The sequence below is a fragment of the Arthrobacter sp. 9E16 genome, assembly GCF_002929435.1.
In the GTDB taxonomy this organism is placed as follows: Bacteria; Actinomycetota; Actinomycetes; order Actinomycetales; family Micrococcaceae; genus Arthrobacter_B; species Arthrobacter_B sunyaminii.
In genome coordinates this window covers 540,869-562,259 of sequence record NZ_PJIU01000002.1, presented here as the reverse complement: position 1 = coordinate 562,259, position 21,391 = coordinate 540,869, and the positions used below count along the sequence as shown (strand labels likewise).

19 protein-coding genes are annotated in these 21,391 nt (G+C 65.1%); 7 read left to right on the top strand and 12 right to left on the bottom strand.

Translation table 11 applies throughout. The annotated features are described in order from the left end of the window. Positions 1-2,754 (bottom strand): cation-translocating P-type ATPase, encoded by a 2,754-nt coding sequence (locus CXR00_RS09290; RefSeq protein ID WP_104054227.1) that lies wholly within the window; start codon positions 2,752-2,754, stop codon positions 1-3. A 153-nt stretch (positions 2,755-2,907) separates the two neighbouring features. Between CXR00_RS09290 and CXR00_RS09285 the strand changes: the two genes are divergently transcribed. The 3 genes from CXR00_RS09285 to pepN all read left to right on the top strand — a co-directional run bounded on the left by CXR00_RS09285 (position 2,908) and on the right by pepN (position 8,302). Beyond that, positions 2,908-3,942 carry a YeiH family protein gene (locus tag CXR00_RS09285; protein WP_258060349.1) on the top strand — a complete coding sequence of 345 codons (1,035 nt, stop codon included), beginning with the start codon at positions 2,908-2,910 and terminating at the stop codon, positions 3,940-3,942. Between the two features lie 105 nt (positions 3,943-4,047). Further along, positions 4,048-5,691 (top strand): hypothetical protein, encoded by a 1,644-nt coding sequence (locus CXR00_RS09280; RefSeq protein ID WP_104054226.1) that lies wholly within the window; start codon positions 4,048-4,050, stop codon positions 5,689-5,691. Between the two features lie 4 nt (positions 5,692-5,695). Beyond that, the gene (gene pepN, locus CXR00_RS09275) at positions 5,696-8,302 is read left to right on the top strand and encodes an aminopeptidase N (protein WP_104054823.1); all 2,607 of its coding nucleotides are present in this window, start codon (positions 5,696-5,698) and stop codon (positions 8,300-8,302) included. 20 nt (positions 8,303-8,322) lie between these two features. On the opposite strand, the gene CXR00_RS09270 is transcribed toward pepN, so the two are convergent. The 7 genes from CXR00_RS09270 to CXR00_RS09240 form a co-directional block, all read right to left on the bottom strand. Beyond that, on the bottom strand, positions 8,323-8,658 hold the full coding sequence (locus tag CXR00_RS09270; protein ID WP_104054225.1) for a cupin domain-containing protein: 336 nt from the start codon (positions 8,656-8,658) through the stop codon (positions 8,323-8,325). Positions 8,659-8,743: 85 nt separating this feature from the next. Then, positions 8,744-9,823: a lipoate--protein ligase family protein gene (locus CXR00_RS09265; RefSeq protein WP_104054224.1), complete on the bottom strand. Its 1,080-nt coding sequence runs from the start codon at positions 9,821-9,823 to the stop codon at positions 8,744-8,746. Positions 9,824-9,915: 92 nt separating this feature from the next. Continuing rightward, positions 9,916-10,173 (bottom strand): type B 50S ribosomal protein L31, encoded by a 258-nt coding sequence (locus tag CXR00_RS09260; protein WP_104054223.1) that lies wholly within the window; start codon positions 10,171-10,173, stop codon positions 9,916-9,918. Between the two features lie 156 nt (positions 10,174-10,329). Then, positions 10,330-11,235: a hypothetical protein gene (locus CXR00_RS09255; protein ID WP_104054222.1), complete on the bottom strand. Its 906-nt coding sequence runs from the start codon at positions 11,233-11,235 to the stop codon at positions 10,330-10,332. A 99-nt stretch (positions 11,236-11,334) separates the two neighbouring features. Further along, complete coding sequence (locus CXR00_RS09250; protein WP_104054221.1) at positions 11,335-12,150, bottom strand: RNA methyltransferase; 816 nt, start codon at positions 12,148-12,150, stop codon at positions 11,335-11,337. Further along, on the bottom strand, positions 12,151-12,924 hold the full coding sequence (locus tag CXR00_RS09245) for a sulfite exporter TauE/SafE family protein (RefSeq protein WP_104054220.1): 774 nt from the start codon (positions 12,922-12,924) through the stop codon (positions 12,151-12,153). A gap of 25 nt (positions 12,925-12,949) precedes the next feature. Next, entirely contained in the window at positions 12,950-13,735 is a 786-nt protein-coding gene (locus CXR00_RS09240) for an ABC transporter ATP-binding protein (protein ID WP_104054219.1), read from the bottom strand. An 85-nt stretch (positions 13,736-13,820) separates the two neighbouring features. Here CXR00_RS09240 and serB point away from each other — a divergent pair, with 85 nt between their 5' ends. Next, the gene (gene serB / locus CXR00_RS09235; RefSeq protein ID WP_104054218.1) at positions 13,821-14,750 is read left to right on the top strand and encodes a phosphoserine phosphatase SerB; all 930 of its coding nucleotides are present in this window, start codon (positions 13,821-13,823) and stop codon (positions 14,748-14,750) included. Positions 14,751-14,781: 31 nt separating this feature from the next. Here the strand turns inward: serB and CXR00_RS09230 are convergent, their stop codons facing one another. After that, positions 14,782-15,537 (bottom strand): SDR family oxidoreductase, encoded by a 756-nt coding sequence (locus CXR00_RS09230; RefSeq protein WP_104054217.1) that lies wholly within the window; start codon positions 15,535-15,537, stop codon positions 14,782-14,784. Between the two features lie 123 nt (positions 15,538-15,660). Beyond that, on the bottom strand, positions 15,661-16,389 hold the full coding sequence (locus CXR00_RS09225) for a beta-ketoacyl-ACP reductase (protein WP_104054216.1): 729 nt from the start codon (positions 16,387-16,389) through the stop codon (positions 15,661-15,663). 115 nt (positions 16,390-16,504) lie between these two features. Between CXR00_RS09225 and CXR00_RS09220 the strand changes: the two genes are divergently transcribed. The 3 genes from CXR00_RS09220 to CXR00_RS09210 are packed head-to-tail and all read left to right on the top strand — an operon-like array spanning position 16,505 to position 18,102. Continuing rightward, positions 16,505-16,927 carry a DUF3099 domain-containing protein gene (locus tag CXR00_RS09220; RefSeq protein WP_237685161.1) on the top strand — a complete coding sequence of 141 codons (423 nt, stop codon included), beginning with the start codon at positions 16,505-16,507 and terminating at the stop codon, positions 16,925-16,927. Continuing rightward, on the top strand, positions 16,924-17,226 hold the full coding sequence (locus tag CXR00_RS09215; RefSeq protein WP_104054215.1) for a hypothetical protein: 303 nt from the start codon (positions 16,924-16,926) through the stop codon (positions 17,224-17,226). Before CXR00_RS09220 ends, CXR00_RS09215 begins: the two co-directional genes overlap by 4 nt. Continuing rightward, the gene (locus tag CXR00_RS09210) at positions 17,227-18,102 is read left to right on the top strand and encodes an SURF1 family protein (RefSeq protein ID WP_104054214.1); all 876 of its coding nucleotides are present in this window, start codon (positions 17,227-17,229) and stop codon (positions 18,100-18,102) included. Between the two features lie 4 nt (positions 18,103-18,106). On the opposite strand, the gene CXR00_RS09205 is transcribed toward CXR00_RS09210, so the two are convergent. Beyond that, a complete protein-coding gene (locus CXR00_RS09205) occupies positions 18,107-19,753 on the bottom strand; it encodes a hypothetical protein (protein ID WP_146068470.1) in 1,647 nt (548 codons plus the stop codon). A 167-nt stretch (positions 19,754-19,920) separates the two neighbouring features. After that, on the bottom strand, positions 19,921-21,096 hold the full coding sequence (locus tag CXR00_RS09200) for an ATP-binding protein (RefSeq protein ID WP_104054821.1): 1,176 nt from the start codon (positions 21,094-21,096) through the stop codon (positions 19,921-19,923). Between the last annotated feature and the right edge of the window lie 295 nt (positions 21,097-21,391).

Here is a 21,391-nt window from a genome sequence, read left to right as displayed (position 1 = left end):
CTACGCCGGAAGGCTCTCCCGTTCCCGGAAGCGGGAGATCGCCTTCCGGATCTCCGAGATCCACAGCACGGTGGAACCCACGCCAACTGCCAGGAACCACTGCCCCGAGGTGAGACCCGTGGTGTCGAAGAGCCCCTGCAAGACCCCCAGCTGGACCACCAGGACCTGCAGGACGACGACGCCGGCCAGCGACACCCAGATGGCCCGGTTGGTGAAGGTTTGCCAGGCGAACACGCTTCCGTTCGCTGACCTTACGTTGAGCAGGTTGAACGCCTGGTAGAACACGAAGGTGGTGAAGGCCAGCGTGGTGGCGAAGAGCGGATCCTCCGCGCTCTCCGGGTACATCTGCGGGGCCAGGTACAGGACGGTGCAGGTGCCCGCGGCCATGACCAGACCCATGGTCAGGATCTGCAGGATCCGCCGTCCGGTCAGCAGCGGCTCCCGGGCAGGCCTGGGCCGTTGCTTCATGAGATCCGGATCTGCCGGATCCACGCCCAGGGCCAGGGCGGGCGGCCCGTCCATGATGATGTTGACCCAAAGGATTTGCAGCGCAGTGAAGGGCGCTCCGCCGGCCAGCGAAAAGGCTGCGGCCGCCAGGAAGATGAGCACGAACCCCCAGGCGGTGGTGAGCTGGAACCGGACGAACTTGATGATGTTGGCATAGATCCCCCGGCCCTCCTGCACCGCGGCCACAATGGTGGCGAAGTTGTCATCCGTCAGGATCATCTTCGCCGCGCCCTTGGACACGTCGGTCCCCGTGATGCCCATGGCAATACCAATGTCCGCGCGTTTGAGCGCAGGTGCGTCATTGACGCCGTCGCCGGTCATGGCAACCACGGCACCGTCGGCTTGCAGTGCCTGGACCATCCGGATCTTATGCTCCGGAGACACACGCGCCAGCACCCCGTATCCCGGAGCGCGCTGTTGAAGCTGCTTGTCGTCGAGCTTGTCCAGTTCGGAACCTGACACGGCTTCTCCACCGATGCCCAGGTCACGCGCGATCGCCGAGGCGGTGATCAGGTGGTCCCCCGTGATCATGTGCACGCTGATTCCCGCCTCGTGGGCACGCGCAATGGCTTCGCCGGCCTCGCTGCGCGGCGGGTCCATGATGCCCACCACTGCATAAAGGGTCAGGTCGGCCACGCTGTCCCGGAGCTCGTCCGGGTCCGCCGGCAGAGGCTCGTCCACCGGCCGTCCGGCAACAGCCATGGTGCGCAGGCCCCGTTCCGCGAAAGCTGTGACTTCGTCGCTGATGCGCCGGCGGTCCTCGGGCAGGAGCGGACGCCTGCCGTCGGCAGTGGCCACGAACTGTGATCGTTCCAGGAGCACCCCTGGTGCCCCTTTGGCGTAACAGAAAACGTCGTGGGCCGGTCCCGGACCATGCCCGGCTTCCTCATCCGCCGGCCGCCGGTTGAACGTGGCCATGAACTTATAGTCCGAATCAAAGGGAACCTCCGCGATGCGGGGATGCGATGCACGCGCCCCTTCGGCGTCGATGCCTCCCTTCTCTGCCAGGACCACCAGCGCCCCTTCAGTGGGATCACCGGTGAGTACGCCGTCGCGCACTGAGGCGTCATTGCACAGCGCGAAGCCGAGGAAAGCCACCGACAATGCCGGCGCCGGACGCCCGTCGGCGCTAAGCACCGCGCCTTCCGTGGAATACCCGGAGCCGGAGACCCGGAACGTGCGGCCGGAGGCCGTATACAGGGACCGCACCGTCATCTCGTTCAGGGTCAGGGTTCCGGTCTTGTCAGTGCAGATCTGGGAGGTGCTGCCCAGGGTCTCCACAGCCGACAGCTGCTTGATGATGGCTCCCCGCGCAGCAAGGCGGGAGGCGCCCATCGCCAGGGTGAAGGCGACGACGGCGGTCAGCCCCTCGGGGATGGTCGCCACCGCCAGCGAGACCGCAGTCAGGAACAGGGTTTGCCAGCTGTCACCTCGCAGCAGGCCCAGGACGAACACCACCGCCACCACAATCAGCGCCACATAGGTCAGCAGCCGTGCCAGCTGGTCAATGCTGCGCTGAAGGGTGGTCTTTTCTTCGGCCGTGGAACCGAGCAGATGCGCTATCCGTCCGATTTGGGTGTTCATTCCCGTCCCGGTAACGAGCAGCACAGCCCGGCCCCGGCTGATGTCGGTGTCCATGTACAGCATGTTGGTGCGGTCGGCCACCGGCAGCTCCGGATCGGACAGGACCGCGGCGGACTTGTTGACCGGCTGGGATTCACCGGTCAGCGCTGCTTCCGCCACCTGCAGGCGAACTGCCTCCAGAAGCCGCCCGTCGGCAGGAACCGTGTCTCCCGCCTCCAGGAGCACCACGTCGCCGGGTACCAGTTCGGTGCGCGGGACATCCACCGGAACGCCGCCCCGGCGGACGGTGGCAATGGAGACCGATGTGCTGCGCAGCGCTTCCAAGCTGTTCTCCGCGCGCTGCTCCTGGACATAGTTCAGGGTGGTGTTCAGGGCAATGACCACCAGGATGACCACCGGTGTTTCCCATTCCCGGGAGACGACGGCGCTGATCACCGCTGCGGCAATCAGGACCAGAATCAGCCGGTCCGCCAACAGGCTAAGGATTTTCTGCCAGGCGGGAATTTTCCGGCCTGCCGCCAGCTCATTGGGCCCGTACCGGAGCCGACGCTGCCGGACCTCCTCGACGGTGAGACCTTCGGCCGGCGAGACCTCCAGCTCCGCTGCCGCCTGTTCGGGTGTCCGCGTCCAGGGGTGTTCTGCTGTTTGTTGCTGGTCAGCCATGTGTTGCCTCTAAAACTAGGGGGTGTATTTCACTGTAACAAAGGCCACACAGGCGGGAATCCCCCATCACTGTTAGCTGCCCCGGGGCCGGCCAAACACCACCGGTTGCCGGCACCGTTTGGCCGGCACCGTCTTCTGCGGCAGGGTGGAACCGTGAATGCCTCCCCTTCCCCTGCAGCCTCCTCTGCTGCCCGGACAACCGTCCTGCCCGGAGTCCTGATTGCTGCCGCCGCCGTTGTCCCGGCATACCTGGTGCATCTGGTTCTTCCCGGGCTGCCGGTACTGACCGCAGCCGTGGTACTCGGGCTGGTGGCCGCCAACCTGCCGGGCGTGTCCACAGCGGTGGCGGGGCCGCTCAAACCGGGACTGTCCCTGGCCGCACGGAAGTTTATGCGCACGGGCATCGTGCTGCTGGGGCTCAAAGTGTCGCTGGTGGACATTGCGGGCCTTGGCTGGGCCGCGCTGCTCCTGATCGTTGCACTGGTGGGGGCGGCCTTTGCCGGCACGTATGCGGTTTGCCGGGCTTTCCGCCTGCCGGGCGCGGAGCCGCTGCTGATCGCCTCTGGTTTCTCCATCTGCGGGGTATCGGCCATCGGTGCCGTGGCTGCTGCCCGCAGGGTGAGACCGGAGGACACCGTGGTGCCCATAGCGCTGGTCACCCTGTGCGGAACACTGGCCATCGGGGTTCTCCCGCTGCTGGGAACGCTGATGAGCCTGTCTGCCGAGACCTTCGGCATCTGGGCCGGCGCTTCCGTCCACGACGTTGGACAGGTGGTGGCCACAGCCCAGACCGCCGGCACGTCGGCACTCGCGGCCGCCGTCGTCGTCAAGCTCGCCCGCGTGGTCCTGCTGGCACCGCTGACCGCCGCGGCAGGACTCATTCGGCACCCGGACACGGAGGGAACAGATGACAGGCCCGGGAAACGCCCTCCCCTGCTTCCCCTGTTTGTCGCCGGGTTCCTGGCACTGATTGTCCTGCGCACCACGGGTGTGGTTCCGGAGGGCGTCCTGGAGGCGGCTGCGCTGGCCCAGGAGATCCTGTTTGCGGCTGCGCTGTTTGCACTGGGTGCGGCGGTCCGCTTCCGGGCACTCTTTGCCTCCGGCGCCAGGGCACTCTCAGCGGCGCTCGCCTCCTGGTTCCTCATCGGTGCGTTGGGGCTCGGTCTCGCTGTGATCCTTTCCCCGTGACCCCGCGGGAACCGCAGAGCCTTGCCGCCTGTCTCCGGTTCCCCTTACTGTTTCCATCAGTTGATTCCGCAGCTGCGCAGGATGAGGTTGGCCTAGGGGGTATCCATGAGGGGTATCTCCGCCACCGGCAGCATCAAGAGCCTGAGCTACGGATTGCTTCCGGCAGCGGCCGGACTGGCGTTCTGCGCAATAATCCTCTGGTGCCTGGCGGGCAACCTCATGTTTCCGCACTACGGGTTCTTCCAGTACAAAACACCGTGGGCGCTCGCCGCCGCCGGAGCAGTGCTTCTGCTCATGACCGGACTGTACTTTGCCCTGTGGACAGTCCAGCCGGCCCTGCTTCGGCACCGGCTGTTGTCCAGACTGGCGTCGGCAGCGCTGTGGGCGGGGCTATTCGCCCTGCAGGTTCGGCTGGCCTATGCCGTGCGGCTGCCCGCCGATTGGGATGCCCGCGCCATTTACACCTCGGCTGCCGGTTTGGCCCTGGGGACGCGGGAGAGCATTGATTCCGGCTACTTTTCACTGAATCCCAACAACATCCTGCTGACCCTGCTGCTGGCGTCCTGGTTCAGCCTCGTCACCTCCCTCGGCGTCACCAACTTGGAAATGGCTGCCGCCTTTTTGAACGCCGTCGTCCTCTTCGCCGGAATCGCACTGACGTATGCGGCGGCGCGCATGCTCGGCGGGCGAGCCGTTGCCGCCTTTACGCTGCTGCCCTCCACCATCTTTGTTCTGCTCTCCCCGTGGCTGGGTGTCTTCTACTCAGACACCGCAGGGCTGTTGTTTCCCGTCCTCATTCTGTGCCTGCTGCTGGCCGCGCAGCGGGCCCGGCGCCTTGCAGTACGAATACCGCTATGGGTCCTCGCCGGGACGGCCGGCGCCGTCGGCTACGGGATCAAGCCGACCGTGCTCATCTGTCTGCTGGCAGCCGGTATCACTGCTGCCTGTTCCCCGGCACTGCGCGGCCGGGATCGCGGGGCCGGCATCCTCCTCCTCGGCGCTGCAGTGGTGGCCGGCAGCTTCTTTGCCGGGCACCGGCTCATTACCGCCGTTGAGCAGCAGGGAACGGCCGTGGGCTTCGATGTTGAAGCCAACCCGAACGCCCTTCCGCCCACCCACTTCCTGAAGGTGGGGGCGCACCTTGTGCCGGGGAAATACGGCCCTCTGTACGGGAGCTACAACGAAGCCGACGTCCGCAGCACCGCATCCGCGGGTGATCCGCGCGAGAAGTTCCAGCACGGGCTGGACGCCTATGCGGATCGGGTCGCCGCCATGGGCCCGGGCGGCTATGTTTCATTCCTCAACAACAAGCTGTTGTGGATCACCGGGGACGGCTCCTTCTTTGCCTGGGGCGAAGGAGTCCTGGACGGCGACGATTTTGTGTCCGACAACCCCGCTGACCGGAGCATCCAGGACGTCTTCGGTTACGGGAATCCGGGTTTTCCATGGCTCTTTGCGCTGTGGCAGGGAACGTGGTTCATCGTCCTGGGGCTGGTGGCGGTGCCCCTGTTCCTCCGCACGCCAACCCTTATGCTGCCGGAGGTCTCTGCACTGCGCATTGCACTGCTTGGGCTGCTTGTGTTCCTGCTCCTGTCAGAAGGCCGGGCCCGCTTCCTGTACCTCTACACGCCATACTTCATCCTGCTGGCCTCACTGTCCTTCTTCGCCGTCATGGACCGGATGTCAGGCGGCCGGAACGCCGGGACCGCCGGGCCGGCCCACGGCAAAGGACGGGAAGTGATTGAATGAACATGTGTCGAACCAAAATCTGCGTCGTGACGAAGCCGCCGCCCGCTCAGCCCTCATATCCGTTGACGCCTACGATGTCGATCTTGACCTGAGCAGCGCGGAAGATCCGGAAACCGGGGGCTTCCGCTCCCGCAGCACCGTTACCTTCCGCTGCGCCGAGCCGGGGGCCGCCACCTTCCTGGACTTCATCCACGGTGGTGTCCACTCGGTTGTCCTGAACGGCCGGGAACTGCCGCTGGACTCTGCCGTCGACGGCACCCGTGTCCACCTGCCGGGACTGGAGCTCGAAAACACGGTCACGGTGGAGGGCACCGCCCTGTACAGCCGCAGCGGTGAAGGGATGCACCGGTTCACGGATCCGGCCGACGGCCGCACCTATCTGTACACGCAGTACGAGCCGGCCGACGCCCGGCGGGTGTTCGCCAACTTCGAGCAGCCGGACCTCAAGGGCAGCTTCACGTTCCACGTCACTGCGCCGTCGGCCTGGGAAGTTGCTTCGAACGGTGTGGAAACCAACCGCACGGAGCTCGACGGCGGCTTCAGCCGCTGGGATTTTGCCCCCACCCAGCGCATTTCCACCTACATCACCACGGTCCTGGCCGGACCGTACTTCAAAGCAGAGGACGCCTGGTCCACCACCCTGCCGGACGGTTCCGTCCTCGACATTCCCCTGGGCGCCTACTGCCGGTCCTCACTGGCCGAACATTTTGACCCGCAGAACATCTTCGAGATCACCAAACAGGGGCTGGCGTACTTCCACGAGCTGTTTGCCTACCCCTACCCGTTCGGCAAGTACGATCAGGCCTTCGTCCCCGAGTACAACCTCGGTGCCATGGAGAACCCCGGCCTGGTGACGTTCACGGAGTCATACGTCTTCCGGTCCAAAGCCACAGAAGCGCAGTACGAGGCGCGGGCCAACACCATCCTGCACGAGATGGCGCACATGTGGTTCGGTGACCTGGTGACCATGAAATGGTGGGACGACCTGTGGCTGAAGGAGTCCTTCGCCGATTACATGGGCGCCCTGGCCGTGGACCAGGCCACCGGGTTTACCAACTCGTGGGTCAGTTTCGCTAACCGGCGCAAGGCCTGGGCTTACACCCAGGACCAGCTGCCCACCACGCACCCAATCGTCGCGGACATCACTGACTTGGAAGCGGCCAAGCAGAACTTCGACGGCATCACGTATGCCAAGGGTGCCTCCGTCCTCAAGCAGCTGGTGGCCTATGTGGGCTTCGATGCGTTTATCAATGCAGCGCGCGGCTACTTCCGCGACCATGCCTACGGCAACACCACGCTCTCGGACCTGCTCAGTGCCCTGACTGTTGCTTCAGGCCGCGACATGGGTGCCTGGTCGCGGCGGTGGCTGCAGACGGCAGGGGTGCCGCTGCTGACCACGGAGGTGGAAACGGACGACGACGGCGTCATCACTTCGCTCACGATCGTCCAGAACGCACCCGATCCCGTCAGCGGGGAACAGGTTCCCCGGCCGCACCGCCTGCGGATCGGCCTCTACAACCCGGATGCTGCGGGTGCGCTGGTGCGCACCGGGAGCGTGGAAATCGACGTCGACGGTCCCCGTACCGCGGTACCCGAGCTTCTGGGCAAGCCGCGGCCCGCACTGCTGCTGCTCAATGACGAGGACCTCACCTACGCCAAGGTCCGGTTCGACTCAGATTCGCTGCAGGTCCTGATGCAGAACCTGGGCCGGATCCCTGACCCGCTGGCCCGCGCGGTGTGCTTCTCTGCCCTGTGGAACGGCGTCCGGGACGGGATCATCAGTGCCCGCGACTATCTTCGGCTCATCGTGCATGCCGCCCCGGCCGAGACGGGCTCCGGTGTGCTGCAGGTCCTCTTGGACAACTCCCGGTTCGCCGTGGAGCGGTATGCCCCGGCAGAGGACCGCAGCGACCTGCGCGACGTGCTCTACTCGCTGGTGGTTGACCAGCTTCAGCAGGCGGAGCCCGGAAGCGACCGCCAGCTGGTCTGGGCCCGCAACGCCGCCATGCTGGGCCGCCAGAGCGACGCCCACACGGAGCTGCTGCGCGGCCTCCTGCAGGGAACGGCCACCGTACCGGGCCTCACTGTGGACTCGGACCTGCGATGGCTGCTGTGGCAGGCGCTGGCCGCCACCTCAAATGCCACCCGCGCTGAGCTGGAAGCGGAACTGGAGCGGGACACCACGGCATCGGGCCGGGTGGGCTACACCACTGCGGCGGCCGCCTTCCCCGAGCCGGCGGTCAAGGCAGCCGCCTGGCAGGACGCCGTTCATTCGGACGAGCTGTCCAACCAGCTGCTCTCGGCCACCATTGAGGGATTCACCATCGGCAGCATTGACATGCTGTCCGCCTTCTCCGCGGATTACTTTGCTTCCCTCACCCTGGTCTGGAGCTCACGCAGCATCGGGCAGGCCAGCCGGGTGGTTACCGGTCTCTTCCCCGGGGCGCAGGATTTGCCTGAGCACATGGTTCCCGCCGATCATCCTGTCCTGGTGGCGAGCATGGACTGGCTCGAAGCCAACCCGCAGGCACCGGCTGCCCTGCGCCGGATCATTATCGAGCAGCAGGACCAGTTGCTGCGGGCGCTGCGGGCCCAGGCAGCCGGCAGATAGACAGGCAGGCGGCAGAGGGCTCAGCGGTCCAGCTTGGCTACGGTCAGCAGCACCGCTGAGTCTTCCACCGCCTCCAGGGAGTGCCGTGCCTGGGGCACTATCAACAGGTCCCCGGCGGATCCTTCCCAGGAGTGACCTTCGGCCAGCAGCCGAACACGCCCTTTGAGCACGTGAATGGTCGCTTCACCGGGATTATCGTGCTCGTCCAGAACAAATCCGGCGTTCAGGGCGATGATTGTTTGCCGAAGCACGTGTTCGTGTCCGCCGTAAACCGTCTGGGCGCTGCGGCCGCTGGAAGCTTCGCCGGCAATCTGCAGCTGGTTCCGCGCCAATGCGGTGAGAGACTTTTTTTCCATGCTCGGCAGTCTAGGGCAGGGACAGCATCGGCGACAGCAGCATCATCGTGCCGGTGAGTCCACCGGCACGATGACCGCAAGCTGGTCAGGGAACGCGGTTGAGCCATTCATCCGTGCCGAACTTGTCAGCAACCTTCTTCTCGGCGAGGGCCATCTCCTCGTCGGTGATGCCGGCCGGCACAGCACCGTAGCGCGCGGTGAAGGTCTCCATCATCGTCTTGATGATCTCCTCCCGGGTCAGTCCGGTCTGGCGGCGGAGCGGGTCAACCCGTTTCTTGGCACTGGTGGTGCCCTTGTCAGACAGTTTTTCCTTGCCGATCCGCAGGACTTCAAGCATCTTGTCGGCATCGATGTCATAGGACATGGTCACGTGGTGCAGCATGCCGCCGCTGCTGAAGCGCTTCTGGGCTGCCCCGCCTATTTTGCCCTGATCCGTGGCGATGTCATTGAGCGGCTGATACCAGGCCTTGATGCCAAGTTTTTCCAGCGATTCCATCACCCAGGCGTCCAGGAAGGGATAGGACTCGGCAAAGCTGAGTCCGTCCACCAGGGACTGCGGAACATAGATCGAATAGGTGATGGCATTGCCGTGTTCCATGAACATGGCCCCGCCGCCGGAAATGCGGCGAACCACCGTTACCCCGTGCTTCCGGGCGCCCTGCGGATCCACTTCGTTGCGCAGCGACTGGAAGCTGCCGATCACCACGGACGGTGTCTCCCATTCCCAGAACCGCAGCGTGGGGTTCCGTTTTCCGGATCCCACTTCTTCGGCCAGCACCTCGTCCATGGCCACGTGCATGGCGGTGGGCAGCGGTGTGGGGCCGATGATTTCCCACTGATGATCATTCCAGCCCGTGGCCTTGGCCAGGGCCCGGCGGACGGCGGTGGCGATGGCCTCCGGGGAGAAGCCAAACAGGACCGCTTCGGCGGGAAGGTTTGCCCGGACCGCTGCGGCAATATCTGCTCCGGTTGCGTCAGCCGGGAGTCCTTCCAAAGCCGCATTGATGTCGGCCAGAGCATCATCGGGTTCCAGGAAGAAGTCCCCGCTGAGTGAGACGTCTGCCAGTTTTCCGTCACGGACCTCCAGGTCCACCACCACGAGTTTTCCGCCAACTACCTTGAACTCTCCGTGCAGTCGGCCGCTGTCCTGTTCCCTGCTGCTCATTTGGGTTTCCTTCTCCGCATGTAAAAAGACCCGCCCGGAAATGCCGGGCGGGTCTTCTCAGTCTAGAACCTGTACTGTTCTTTACGAACGAATTACTTCTTGCCGCCGAAGCCCTTGAAGCGTGCGTTGAAGCGCTCGACACGGCCGGCGGAGTCCATGATGCGCTGCTTGCCCGTGTAGAACGGGTGCGACGCGGAGGAGATTTCCACCTCGATGAGGGGGTAGGTGTTGCCGTCTTCCCACTCGATCGTCTTGGCGGACGTAGCCGTGGAGTTGGTCAGGAACGAGGTGTCGGACGCGAGATCGCGGAAAACAACCGGGCCGTACTTGGGGTGGATATCAGACTTCAATGTATTACCTTCTTTTGGTGCCTGGATTTTGCCAGGCACTGGTGGTTGAAAGCTTGGAATGCCCCCGCACTGCACAACGAAGCGCATGTACAGGGATCAGCAATTCAGCATACCGCATTCGGGGCTGCGGGTTAAAGCCGGCGGGGTGGGCAGTGCCTACGACGCCCAGGCGCTGTTGACCGCGGTGATGCTTGAAGCGATGCCGCGGGTCTGCCCGGTGAGTTCAAACTGCACCGGGCGGTACCAGTCGTCAAGCCACAGCGTTACCGCGGTGGGCATCATGTCATCCGCGGCAGGGTCCACAGAACGGTAGCCGCTGATTTTGGTGCGGACCGCGCCGTCAAGGACAGCAGCGTAATCCACCTCGACGGATTCGGTGCCGTCAAGCATTTCGGCGACGCGGTCCGGATTCACGGTGAGCTCCGCAGCGTGGGCCAGCACCGCCGCATAGGCCTCCTCGGGTGTTCCCGTTGCCTTGGCGCTGACCCTGCCGCCGCCGGTGTCCACGCTTCCTCCGCCGGCTCCCGACGTGACCACCAAGCCCGTGTCCGGGCTCTCCAGGGTGAGGGAGAACTCGGGCGCCGTGGTGAAGTCCACGGTGTGCGTCCCCTGCGGTATCCAGCTCGACGACGTCGTGAGGGTTTGGGTTCCACCCCCGCCGGCAGTCATAGCCGCCCGCACACAATCTCCTGCTTCACCGGCAGGCATCCGTGCCTCATCACGACGCAGCAGAAACTGGCAGGAATCCTGGACCGGCTGGGACATGCCGACTTGGCTGCCGGCAACCCCCACTTTGAGCGGCTCCGGGGTGGGCGCTGCGGCGGGGGTCTCGGTCATGACGGGCGCGGGCGCAGCGGTGCGGCTCTGAGTTGGCACGGGAGCAGCGGGCGAGGCTGACACCACTTCCCTGGCCCGTGCCTGATCCGCGGTAGGCCCGCATGCCGTGACGGTCAATGCAGCAGCCACCAGGAACACGACAGCGCCCGGACGAGACGCCCGGACAGCGGCAGGCAGGCCTAAGCCCGCCCGGCTGCCGGGGTCCTGCAAGGGTCCGCTCTTCATACAAGAGCCCTTCCTGGGTTGTGAACACCGCCCAGTGTTCCACCATCAACGGCAGAGGGTAAGAGTAGGAGCCAAAGCGTGCGGAACGGACCAAAAATCTTACCGCTGGGGCCGGGCCCGGCATTCCCAGAAGGCCACGGCGCTGGCGGCGGCGACGTTCAGGGAATCCACGCCCCCGCTCATCGGAATGCGGACGGTAAGGTCCACGGCGGAAAGGGTCCCCGCGGCGAGGCCGTCCCCTTCGGTTCCAAGCACCAGGGCGAGGCGCTCATCGCGGCGCGAGCTGAGCTCGTCCAGGGTCAGGGAGTCCTCAGCCAGCGCCAGCGCAGCAGTGACGAAACCGGCCTTCCGGAGGACTTCCAACTGGCCGGGCCACTGTGTCAGGCGCACCCACGGCACCTGGAACACGGTCCCCATGCTGACCCGGATTGCCCGCCGGTACAGCGGGTCCGCGCAGCGGGGGCTGACCAGTACGGCGTCCACGCCCAGCGCCGCGGCAGACCGGAAGATCGCCCCGATGTTGGTGTGGTCCACAATGTCTTCCAGCACAGCCACCCGGCGGGCTCCCGCCAGCAGGGGCTCCAGCTCCAGCGGCGCCGGCCGTTCCATGGCTGCCAATGCACCGCGGTGCAGGTGGAACCCGGTGATTTCCTCCAGGACGTCCGCAGTTCCCACGTAGGCAGGCACCTCGGGGTACCGGTCCAGGAGGTCCTGGAGGTCCGGAATCCACTTCTCGGCGAGGAAAAAGGAGCGCGGCCGGTGTCCTGCGTCCAGTGCCCGGCGAAGGACCTTGGAGGATTCGGCAATATACATGCCTTCTTCAGGTTCCCGGCGGCGGCGCAGGGCGGTGTCGGTTAGGCCGGTGTAGTCGGCCACGCGCGGATCGGCTGCTGATTTCAGATAGTGGAGGGTCACTTAGAACACCATATTCCACAAGGCGAGCAGACCCAGCAGCACGATGACGGTCCGCAGCACCACCGGGGACAGCCTGCGGCCGACGGCAGCTCCCAGGAACCCGCCAATCAGCGAGCCCACCGCAATGAGCCCCACTACGGGCCACACGATCCGGTCGAAGGCAAACAGCAGATAGGAGACGGCAGCAACAATGTTCACGCCAAGGACCAGGATGTTCTTCATGGCGTTGGCGTTCTGGATGCTGCCGCGCAGGAAGATGCCCAGGATGCCCACCAGCAGGATTCCCTGCGCCGCCACGAAGTAGCCGCCGTACACGCCCGCCAAGTAGATCAGGATGACCAGGATGACGCCCTGGCGCCTGGGCTGTTGCGCGGTGGGTGAGGCATCCGCCCGCCGTCGGACCCAGGACTGCAGTTTCGGCTGGAAGATGACAAACAGCAGCGCCACCACGATCAGGTAGGGCGCCACGGTGCCGAAGACACTCTCCGGCAGGTGCAGCAGCAGCGCAGCTCCAGTGATTCCTCCCAGCACTGAGGCGGGCAGGAGCTTCAGGAGGATGGACTTGAGTCCGGCCAGTTCCCGGCGGTAGCCCCAGGAACCTGCAATGTTTCCGGCGATGAGTCCCATCGCGTTGGAAATGGTGGCGGCCACCGGGGCGTAGCCCAGCGCCACCAGCACGGGAAAGGTGACGAGCGTTCCCGACCCGACCACGGCATTGATCGTCCCCGCCCACAAACCGGCAACGAAGACTACGGCATCATGAAAAATGTCCACAAAAAAGGTGCGTGCTGTGCGAAGGTCAGCGGCGGGCGGTGGCGGACCAGCGGCCGCCGTCGTGCTGCACGTTCAGCGGCAAATCAAAGGCGGTGCTGAGATTCGTCTCGGTGAAGACATCCCCGATGGGACCCGAGGCCACAACGCCGCCGTCGCGCAGCAGCAGCGCGTGGGTGAAACCCGGGGGCACCTCTTCAAGGTGGTGGGTCACAAGCACCATGGCCGGCGCCTCTTCATCTGCGGCCAGCTCGGACAGCCGTGCAACCAGGTCTTCCCGGCCGGCGAGGTCCAGCCCGGCGGCCGGCTCGTCCAGCAGCAGGAGTTCGGGATCGGTCATCAGGGCGCGGGCAATCTGCACGCGCTTGCGTTCACCCTCGCTCAGGGAGGAAAAATTACGGTTCATGAAGGTGGACATGCCCCAGTCATGGAGGAGGCGGAAGGCCCGGCGCTCGTCCAGCTTTTCGTACTTCTCCCGCCACCGGCCGGTCATGCCGTAGGAGGCGGTCAGCACCACATTGAGGACGGTTTCGTGTTCCGGGATCTGATTCGCAAGGGCGGCTGATGCCAGGCCGATCCGGGGCCGGAGTTCAAAGACATCAACGGTTCCGAGGACTTCCTCAAGGATTCCGGCGACACCGCGGGTGGGGTGCATGCGTCCGCCGGCGATCTGCAGCAGAGTGGTCTTGCCGGCGCCGTTGGGGCCCATGATGACCCAGCGCTCCCCCTCCTTGACCTGCCAGTCAACTGCATCCAACAGGGTCTTGCCGCCGCGGACGACACTTACGGCAGCAAATTCAAGAACATCACTCATAGCACTAGACATTAGGCTAAAGAAAGGGCCGATGGCTAAACGCGTGCCCCGCAGTTCCAGCCCCGCCTGCAGAAACGGATACGCAATGCCCGCTCCCAACTCCCCAGAAAACAGTGCCGCTCCCGAATACAGTGTTGTCAGCTACGGTCGGGAACTGAGTGACGCCTATCTCGCTGCCGTTCAGCGTGCCGTGGGTGTAGCCGGCGGCCGCATCCTGGAACTGGAGAATGCCCCGGGGGACGGTTATGCCGTCACCAAGCTGCTGGTGGAGTACGACGGCGGTATCGAAACTTTGCGGATGGCGGTCACCGCAGCCGCAGCGGCACTTGGCGCTGATGCGCAGGGGGCCGCCAGCGCCGTCGTGCCCTCATCCCTGCTGGAGCCGGCGCGGAAGCTGCTGGTCATGGATGTGGATTCCACCCTGATCAAGCAGGAAGTTATCGAGCTGCTGGCCGCCCACGCGGGCCGCGAAGCCGAGGTTGCCGCCGTCACTGAAGCGGCGATGCGCGGAGAACTGGACTTCGCCCAGAGCCTGCACCAGCGTGTCAGGGCGCTGGCCGGGCTGCCGGAGTCCGTCATCTCGGAAGTGGGCGCCCGCATTGAGCTGTCCGACGGCGCGGAGGCGCTGGTCAAGGAATTCCTGGCTGCCGGGCACGCGGTGGCCGTAGTGTCAGGAGGCTTCAGCCAGGTCCTTGATCCGCTGGCCGAACGCCTGCAGCTGACCTGCGCCAAAGCCAACCTTCTGGGCATAGCCGACGGCGTGCTGACCGGCACCGTGGAAGGGGCCGTGGTGGACCGCGCGGTCAAGGCCGAGTCCCTGCGCACCTGGGCAGCGGCACTGGGCATTGAACAGCGCCACACCATTGCGGTGGGTGACGGCGCCAATGACCTGGACATGCTGGCGGCGGCCGCACTGGGGGTGGCGTTCAACGCCAAACCGGCAGTGCAGGCCGCCGCGGATGCCGTGCTGAACCTGCCCAATCTGGACGTGGTGCAGCACTTTGTGAAGCTCTAGGAGCTCTCTTCTTGCCCGGAACCCGGGAAGGCTAGGACACCTGGCCGGCGCCGAGGTAGTCGGCGCCGCCCACGTATTCGGTGTGTCCCGAGGGAACGTCCGCTGTGGCCATCCGGGCCACCTCGGCACCGAACTCCTGCACAGAGTAGAGCCGGCCGGCTTCCACCCGGCGTGCCTCAATCGCTCCGGGGTTGGCGCGGTCCAGGAGCGTGGCGGTTACGGTTCCTTCGATCATGTCCCCGGAGACCACCACCAGGGTGATGCCCTTCTCCTCGAGCTGCGGCAGGAGCTCGCGCAGGGCGTCCTCGCCTGCGCGCTTGCTGCGGGCCACCGGCTCGTATTCGGGCATGGTGGGAACGGAGTTAATGAAGTGCGCCTGGTGGCTGGTGACGAAAACCACGCGGGATCCCGCGGGCATGACGTCCAGGGCGGCGTTGAGCATGTTGACCTGCGCGTCGCGGTTGAGCTTCAGCGCGTAGTCCTCCTCAACGCCGGTTTCCATTCCGCCGGAGGCGTTCAGCACCAGCACGTCCAGGCCGCCGAAGTTCTCCGTGGCGGCGGCAACCAGGGCGGCCGGGCCCTCGGGTGAAGTCAGATCGGCGCCGACGGCGACGGCGCGGCCGCCGTCGTTTTCAATACCGGTGACAACCTTATTGGCCCGGGGGGCCTTCTGGCGGTAGTTGACCACCACGCCGGCCCCTTCGGCGGCCAGGTACTTGGCCACCTCCGCTCCGATGCCGCGTGAGGATCCGGTGACGATGGCGGCTTTGCCGTCCAGCAGGCCCATGGGTGCTCCTTTGTGAGAGGTTTTGTCGAAACTGAACAAAGATGATGCGCAACTTCTCCCATCCTGCCAGCCGGCGGCGATCCGCGAAGTGGTGGAAACCTCCAAGGAATCCCGGCCGGAGCTTTAGTGACCCATTCCCAGACCTCCGTCAACGGGGATGACAGCGCCGGAAATGTAGGCGGCTTCGGGGCTGGCAATCCAGCGCACCACACCGGCAACCTCTTCGGGTTCAGCGAACCGGTTGGCCGGGATGGAGGAGAGATAGTTCTTCTGCGTGTCCTCGGGCAGAGCCCGGGTCATGTCAGTGTTGATGAACCCCGGTGCCACCACGTTGGCGGTGATGTTCCGGGAGCCCAGCTCCCTGGTCAGCGACCGGGCAATGCCGATCAGACCGGATTTGGAAGCCGCGTAGTTGATCTGGCCGGGCGAGCCGTACAGCCCCACCACGGAAGAGATCAGGACAATGCGCCCGCGGCGCAGCTTGATCATGCCCTTGGACGCCCGCTTGATGACCCGGAATGCCCCGGTGAGGTTGGTGTCCACGACGTCGGTGAAATCGTCCTCGCTCATCCGCAGGAGCAGGGTGTCGCGGGTGATGCCGGCATTTGCCACCAGCACTTCCACGGGCCCGTGCGCGGCTTCGACTTCGGAGAATGCGGCATCCACCGATGCCATGTCGGTCACATCCGCCTTGACGCCGAGCATGCCCTCCGGCACGTCTCCGCTGCGGTAGGTGATCGCCACCTGGTCGCCGTTGGCAACGAATGCCTGGGCTATGGCCAGCCCGATTCCGCGGTTTCCGCCGGTAACCAGGACGCTGCGGCCGGTGGACGGCTGGGTGTTGTTCTGCACAGATATTCCTCCGCTGAGAGTGTGGGGGTGACAGGAATCGATCCTAGCCGGGCTGGTTCCGACTTCAACATCACAGCTACGGGTGCGACAATGGGACAATCTGTTTGGGAGAGTGATGAACAAGGAATCCAGCCGCGGCGGTCAGATCCCCCGGATCACAGACGCCCGCACGGCGCACACCGATGAGATGCGCGCACGCATGATCAAGTATTCGGTGTCCATGGGCATCCGGCTGGTCTGCCTGTTCCTCTTATTTGTCGTCCACGGGTGGATGCTGTGGGTGGTAATCGCCGGCGCCGTCGTCCTTCCGTATTTCGCCGTGATCATTGCGAACGGAGGATCCGATACGCGCAACATGACCGCATCTGAGTCCATGATTGATGCGCTCCCCTCGCCCGCAATAGAAGCACCCCGCGTCCGGCAACCCGGCGAGCCCGATCCGAATGACTCCCCCGAAACCGCAGTGCTGCACGGCGAGCTCGCCGACGACGAGCCTCCTGCTGACCCCCACGACGATAAGGCACCACCTTCAGCATGAACCTTCTTGACCAACTGGCCCGGACCACCGGGGCTGTCCGGCCCGGAGCCGCACCATCGGATCCCGGCGCCGGCTCCCCCGCCGTCTGCTCCCGGAAGGGGTGCCGTGAGGCCGCCCAGTGGCAGCTGCTGTGGAACAACCCGCGGATCCACACCCCGGAGCGGCGGAAGATCTGGCTCGCCTGCAGCGACCACCGCGGCTGGCTCGAGGAGTACCTGCAGACCCGCGACCTCTGGAAGCAGACACTGCCCCTGGCCGATGCGCCTGCTCCCACGGACACCGGAATCGGGACCGACTAGATGTACCGTTTCCTCCTCTCCGGCCGCTGGCTGGGCTGGTTTGCCCTGACCGCCCTGCTCTCCGTGGCATGTTCATCCCTGGGGATGTGGCAGCTTGACCGGCGCGACGCCATCCGGGAAGACATCGGCAACGTGGTCAACAACTACGACGCCGCCCCGGTGCCGTTCGAGGATGCCGCCGGCCTCTTCGAAGATTATGACCCGGCCAAAGAATGGCTGCCGGTTTCCATGACCGGGGTCTATGACACAGAAAACCAGCGCATTGTCCGGAACCGGCCGCTCAGCGGACGCGCCGGATACGAAGTGGTGGTTCCACTGAAACTCTCCGACGGCACCGCAGTGGTGATCAACCGCGGCTGGCTGCCGATCGGCAATGACGAAGCAGGCAAGCCCGATGCCGTGCCGGCTGCTCCCGGCGGCGAGGTAACCGTCGTCGCGCGCATCAAGCCCGCTGAACCGGACGTGAGCCGAGGTGCTCCCGAAGGGCAGCTGGCGTCCATTAACTTAACCCAGTACCAGGATGAAGTGGGGTACGAACTGGAGCAGGGAGCCTATGGCCTGATGGCCAGCGAGGACCCGCGCCCCGACATCGTTCCGGAAGCTGCCCCCAAGCCGTCAGTGGATGAGGGCCCGCATCTTTCCTACGCCATGCAGTGGTTCGCGTTCGGTGTCATGCTGTTTGTCGGGCTCGGCTATGCCGCCCGCCAGGAAGCGCTGAACCTGCGCTACGGCGATGAAGATGAGTGGGAAGAGGAGGACGACGACGAAATGATCGCCGCCCACCCCGCCCCGAGCCGCCCCCGCCGTCCGCGCAGGCAGCGCGGCAGCACCCAGGAAGATGAAGAGGACGCCCTGCTGGACGCGCAGGGCTACTAGTTCCCTACTGGTAGGAGATGAACCAGGGCTTGGGATCGATCTGCGTGAAGGTCTGCTCCGGAGTCAGGGTAGGAGTGTCCTCGTCGTAAAAGTTCTTCCATCCCGGCCAGATCTCCGGCTGCAGCCCGTTCCGCAGCGCATTCCAGGTGTCCAGCTTCTGGCCCGGTGTTCCATGCCCGTCAGCGTGAAGGCTGACCGCCAGTTCGCTGTGGCTGACCTCGAGCTGATCCCGATTGCGGATCATCGATAAGTTGAACTGGTGCAGCATGAAGAGCTTTTGCGGCAGGACATTCTCCCGCGTCAGGTCTGCGAGCCAGGCGGACACCTCATTGACCTCCGCGGCATCCACGGATCCGATCTGTTCCAGATGACGCTGCCCCGGGGCAAGCCGCCACTCGGAGTCCAAGGCCAGGCCCACATGCGGGAACTTCAGCAGTTCTTCATACCGGATAGCCTGGTTCAGGAAGGTGCTGTGGCCCGGCTGCAGATCAAGGATCACGTAGACGCCGGCGTCACGGGCGGCTTCGATCCACGGCAGCAGGACGTCCACGGCGGTTTCCTCGGAGAAATCACCGTCGGCACCAGGCTCGGAACTGGCAACGGTCGTGATGATTTCGAGGGCAGGCACCACGGGTTCATCACTGTAGGGCTGGTATTGCGCTGCGGTTTCCCGGGCCAGCCGGATGGATTCCTCCAGCCCCTGCTCCCCCAGGACTCCCAGACTGCCGCCGCTGGGATGCCCGTAGAGCGCCACCATCCGCCTGCCGGGGAACACCGTCTGTCCGCCGCCTGGCAGCTCCGGCGCATTCAGTGCCACGTCGCTGTGCGCGGCGAAGGTCTCTGCGCCGCCGAAGCCGTTGCCGGCAGCGTAGATTCCGCCGTCGCGGTGGCTGCGCAAAACCTCGATGACGCCCTGGTCCGCACGGGGATCCGCAGTCTCCACCATTCGCACCTCGGCACCTGCGGCACGTGCCGTGGCAACTGCCGCCGCCGACGCCGGGTCCTCCGTTGCCAGCACAATAGCGTCCGTCCCGGCGCCGGCTGCCTCAAACTCCGGCAGCTCCTGAACCGGGCCGTTGTCCTGCTGGTCCGCGGAAGCTGTATTCGAAGCAGTGGTTTCTTTCGGTACTGCCGCCTCCAGGCCGGGAACCGGAAGCTGCGCACCGCGGTCCATGGCTGCAACGGCGGCAACCAGCGGCGCCGCTTCGGCGGGGACTGCCTCGAGGCCCAGCAACGACCGGAATCCAGCGGCGTCTGCGGGACCGGGAATTTCTGTCCGCTCTCCCAGGGCGGCAGCCCACTCCCCTTCCGGTGCCCCGTAGAGGACCACCGATTCAGCCTCCAACCGCTCCAGTTCATCGGCAACCTGCTGTTCATTCCCCGGTTCGACCACCAGCAGCGGAACCCCCAGCCCCACTGCTGCGGCGGAAGCCTGCCCCGCGGCGGCAGGGGCACCCGCCCCCAGGACCACCACAGCAGGACTGGAGGCATAGAAGGCACTGCTGGCGGCCAATGAAGCCGGGCCGGCTCCCCCGTCAAACACGCCCCGCAGAGCACCTGCCTGCTGCAGGCTGACCGCCGGAATGTCCGGAGCGCCTGTCCCTTCGGACGGTGAAGGTTCTCCTGCGCAGCCGCTCAGGGTAAGCCCCACAGACAAGGCGCCTGCAGCCAACGAGCGGCGAAAGGAAATCATGGATGAGGAAGAAATAGCGTGCCGTCCTTCGGTGCCGAGCGTGGTGCGGACAAAACCGGGGTCCGCCCCAAAACCTCCAGCTTACTGAAACGGCTGCCTGCACCCAAAGGCGCGGCCTGCAGGCATCACGGCAAAGCAGTAACCCGCCGCACGTAGTCTGCCATTCCCGGCACAGTAAAAGAGACCTGACCCAGTGAGGGCGCATAGATGATGCCCTTGCGTATGAGTGATCCCCGGGTCATGGTCATGGACGTCATTTTCTTTCCGGCCCGGGCTGCCAGCGTTGCCGTCCCGGAACCGCCTTCCCCGTCCACCGCCATGAGCCTCAGGAACTCCCGCTCGGCCTTGGTCGACCTGCGCCAGCGCAGGGGAAAGAAGCCCTGGTCCAGCTGTGCCCGGCCAATTTCGACTGCCACCCTGGCATCATCAGGGCTGATCCGCTGGTGCGGCGCTGACTCCCACGCAGCCGAACCATACTCCTGCAGGAAATACGGATATCCGCCGGCCGCATTGAGCAGCAGATCCAGTGCCTCCGGATCGTAGGAGACGCCCTGTTCAGCTGCCGGCGCAGTGAGGGCAGTGGCCGAGTCTTCACGGTCCAATGCACCAACCCGGCGATAGGTGAACAATCCTTCGGCATACCGCTGGGACTGGTTCAGGACTGACGGAAGGTTCGGCAGGCCGGCTGCCACCAGATAGAAAGGCCAGTCCCGCTGGCTGGCCTGGTGCTGCGCGCCGAGCAAAGCCGACAACAGGCCCGCGTCCAGGTTCTGCATTTCATCCACTACCAGGATCAGTGCCGATTTCCGTTCAGCCAGGGCAACAGCAGTGTCCTCCACTGTTTCTTCCAGGTCGACGGCGAAGGCCCCCGAGTCGCCCCGTCCGTGCCGTGCCCCTACCCCAACATCGATCCCGCTGACCTGCAGCCCGGCAGCAAATGAGGCGATGGTTCCCAGCGCAGCTGCGAGGGCCGGTTTTGCCCTGCGGGAATTGGCCTTGCGACCCGCCTGCAGCAGCCCTCTGGCGAGCTTGGCACGGATGGCTTTGGGACCGCCTTCGGCGTCCCTTCCCTCGAGGGAAACCACGAGGAATCCGGCATCTTCCGCCCGCCGCCGGAACTCAGTGAGCAGCACGGTCTTTCCCACTCCGTGCAAACCGTGCAGCACTATCCCCCGGTCCGTACGCCCCGTGGCCGCACGCGAAATCAGGAGGTCAAAATCGTTGATCAAGGCTGTTCTGCCGGCCAGTTCGAAAGGCCGGCGTCCGGCTCCTGGTGAGTACGGGTTTGAGGCACTGTCCATGCCACCCATCATAGCGCAATATCCAGATAATTTTATATTAGTGGATATAAATGGATACGAATGATGAGGGGACTCAGGGAACCGCGCCAGTCACCGCATGTGCGGATATGGTGTTCCACCTGCGGGGGAACGGGGGAATCGCCGGCTCGGCGTACCGGACGTCAACCGACTGACCCCAAGACGCACTCCCCCAGCGGCTCCGCACCCACTTTCGGACCTCCACAGCCACACCGGACTAGGCCCGGACGCCGCTCCGGTCCCGATAGCGGTCCCCAGGCTGAAACCCCCTGTTTGC

Excerpts from the sequence above, each read along its gene's own strand:
- serB (WP_104054218.1), top strand. The coding sequence starts at position 13,821 with ATGCCCGCTCCCAACTCCCCAGAAAACAGTGCCGCTCCCGAATACAGT.
- CXR00_RS09240 (WP_104054219.1), bottom strand. The coding sequence starts at position 13,735 with ATGAGTGATGTTCTTGAATTTGCTGCCGTAAGTGTCGTCCGCGGCGGC.
- CXR00_RS09265 (WP_104054224.1), bottom strand. The coding sequence starts at position 9,823 with ATGAGCAGCAGGGAACAGGACAGCGGCCGACTGCACGGAGAGTTCAAG.
- CXR00_RS09215 (WP_104054215.1), top strand. The coding sequence starts at position 16,924 with ATGAACCTTCTTGACCAACTGGCCCGGACCACCGGGGCTGTCCGGCCC.
- CXR00_RS09255 (WP_104054222.1), bottom strand. The coding sequence starts at position 11,235 with ATGAAGAGCGGACCCTTGCAGGACCCCGGCAGCCGGGCGGGCTTAGGC.
- CXR00_RS09230 (WP_104054217.1), bottom strand. The coding sequence starts at position 15,537 with ATGGGCCTGCTGGACGGCAAAGCCGCCATCGTCACCGGATCCTCACGC.
- CXR00_RS09290 (WP_104054227.1), bottom strand. The coding sequence starts at position 2,754 with ATGGCTGACCAGCAACAAACAGCAGAACACCCCTGGACGCGGACACCC.
- CXR00_RS09220 (WP_237685161.1), top strand. The coding sequence starts at position 16,505 with ATGAACAAGGAATCCAGCCGCGGCGGTCAGATCCCCCGGATCACAGAC.
- CXR00_RS09200 (WP_104054821.1), bottom strand. The coding sequence starts at position 21,096 with ATGGACAGTGCCTCAAACCCGTACTCACCAGGAGCCGGACGCCGGCCT.
- CXR00_RS09270 (WP_104054225.1), bottom strand. The coding sequence starts at position 8,658 with ATGGAAAAAAAGTCTCTCACCGCATTGGCGCGGAACCAGCTGCAGATT.
- CXR00_RS09280 (WP_104054226.1), top strand. The coding sequence starts at position 4,048 with ATGAGGGGTATCTCCGCCACCGGCAGCATCAAGAGCCTGAGCTACGGA.
- CXR00_RS09210 (WP_104054214.1), top strand. The coding sequence starts at position 17,227 with ATGTACCGTTTCCTCCTCTCCGGCCGCTGGCTGGGCTGGTTTGCCCTG.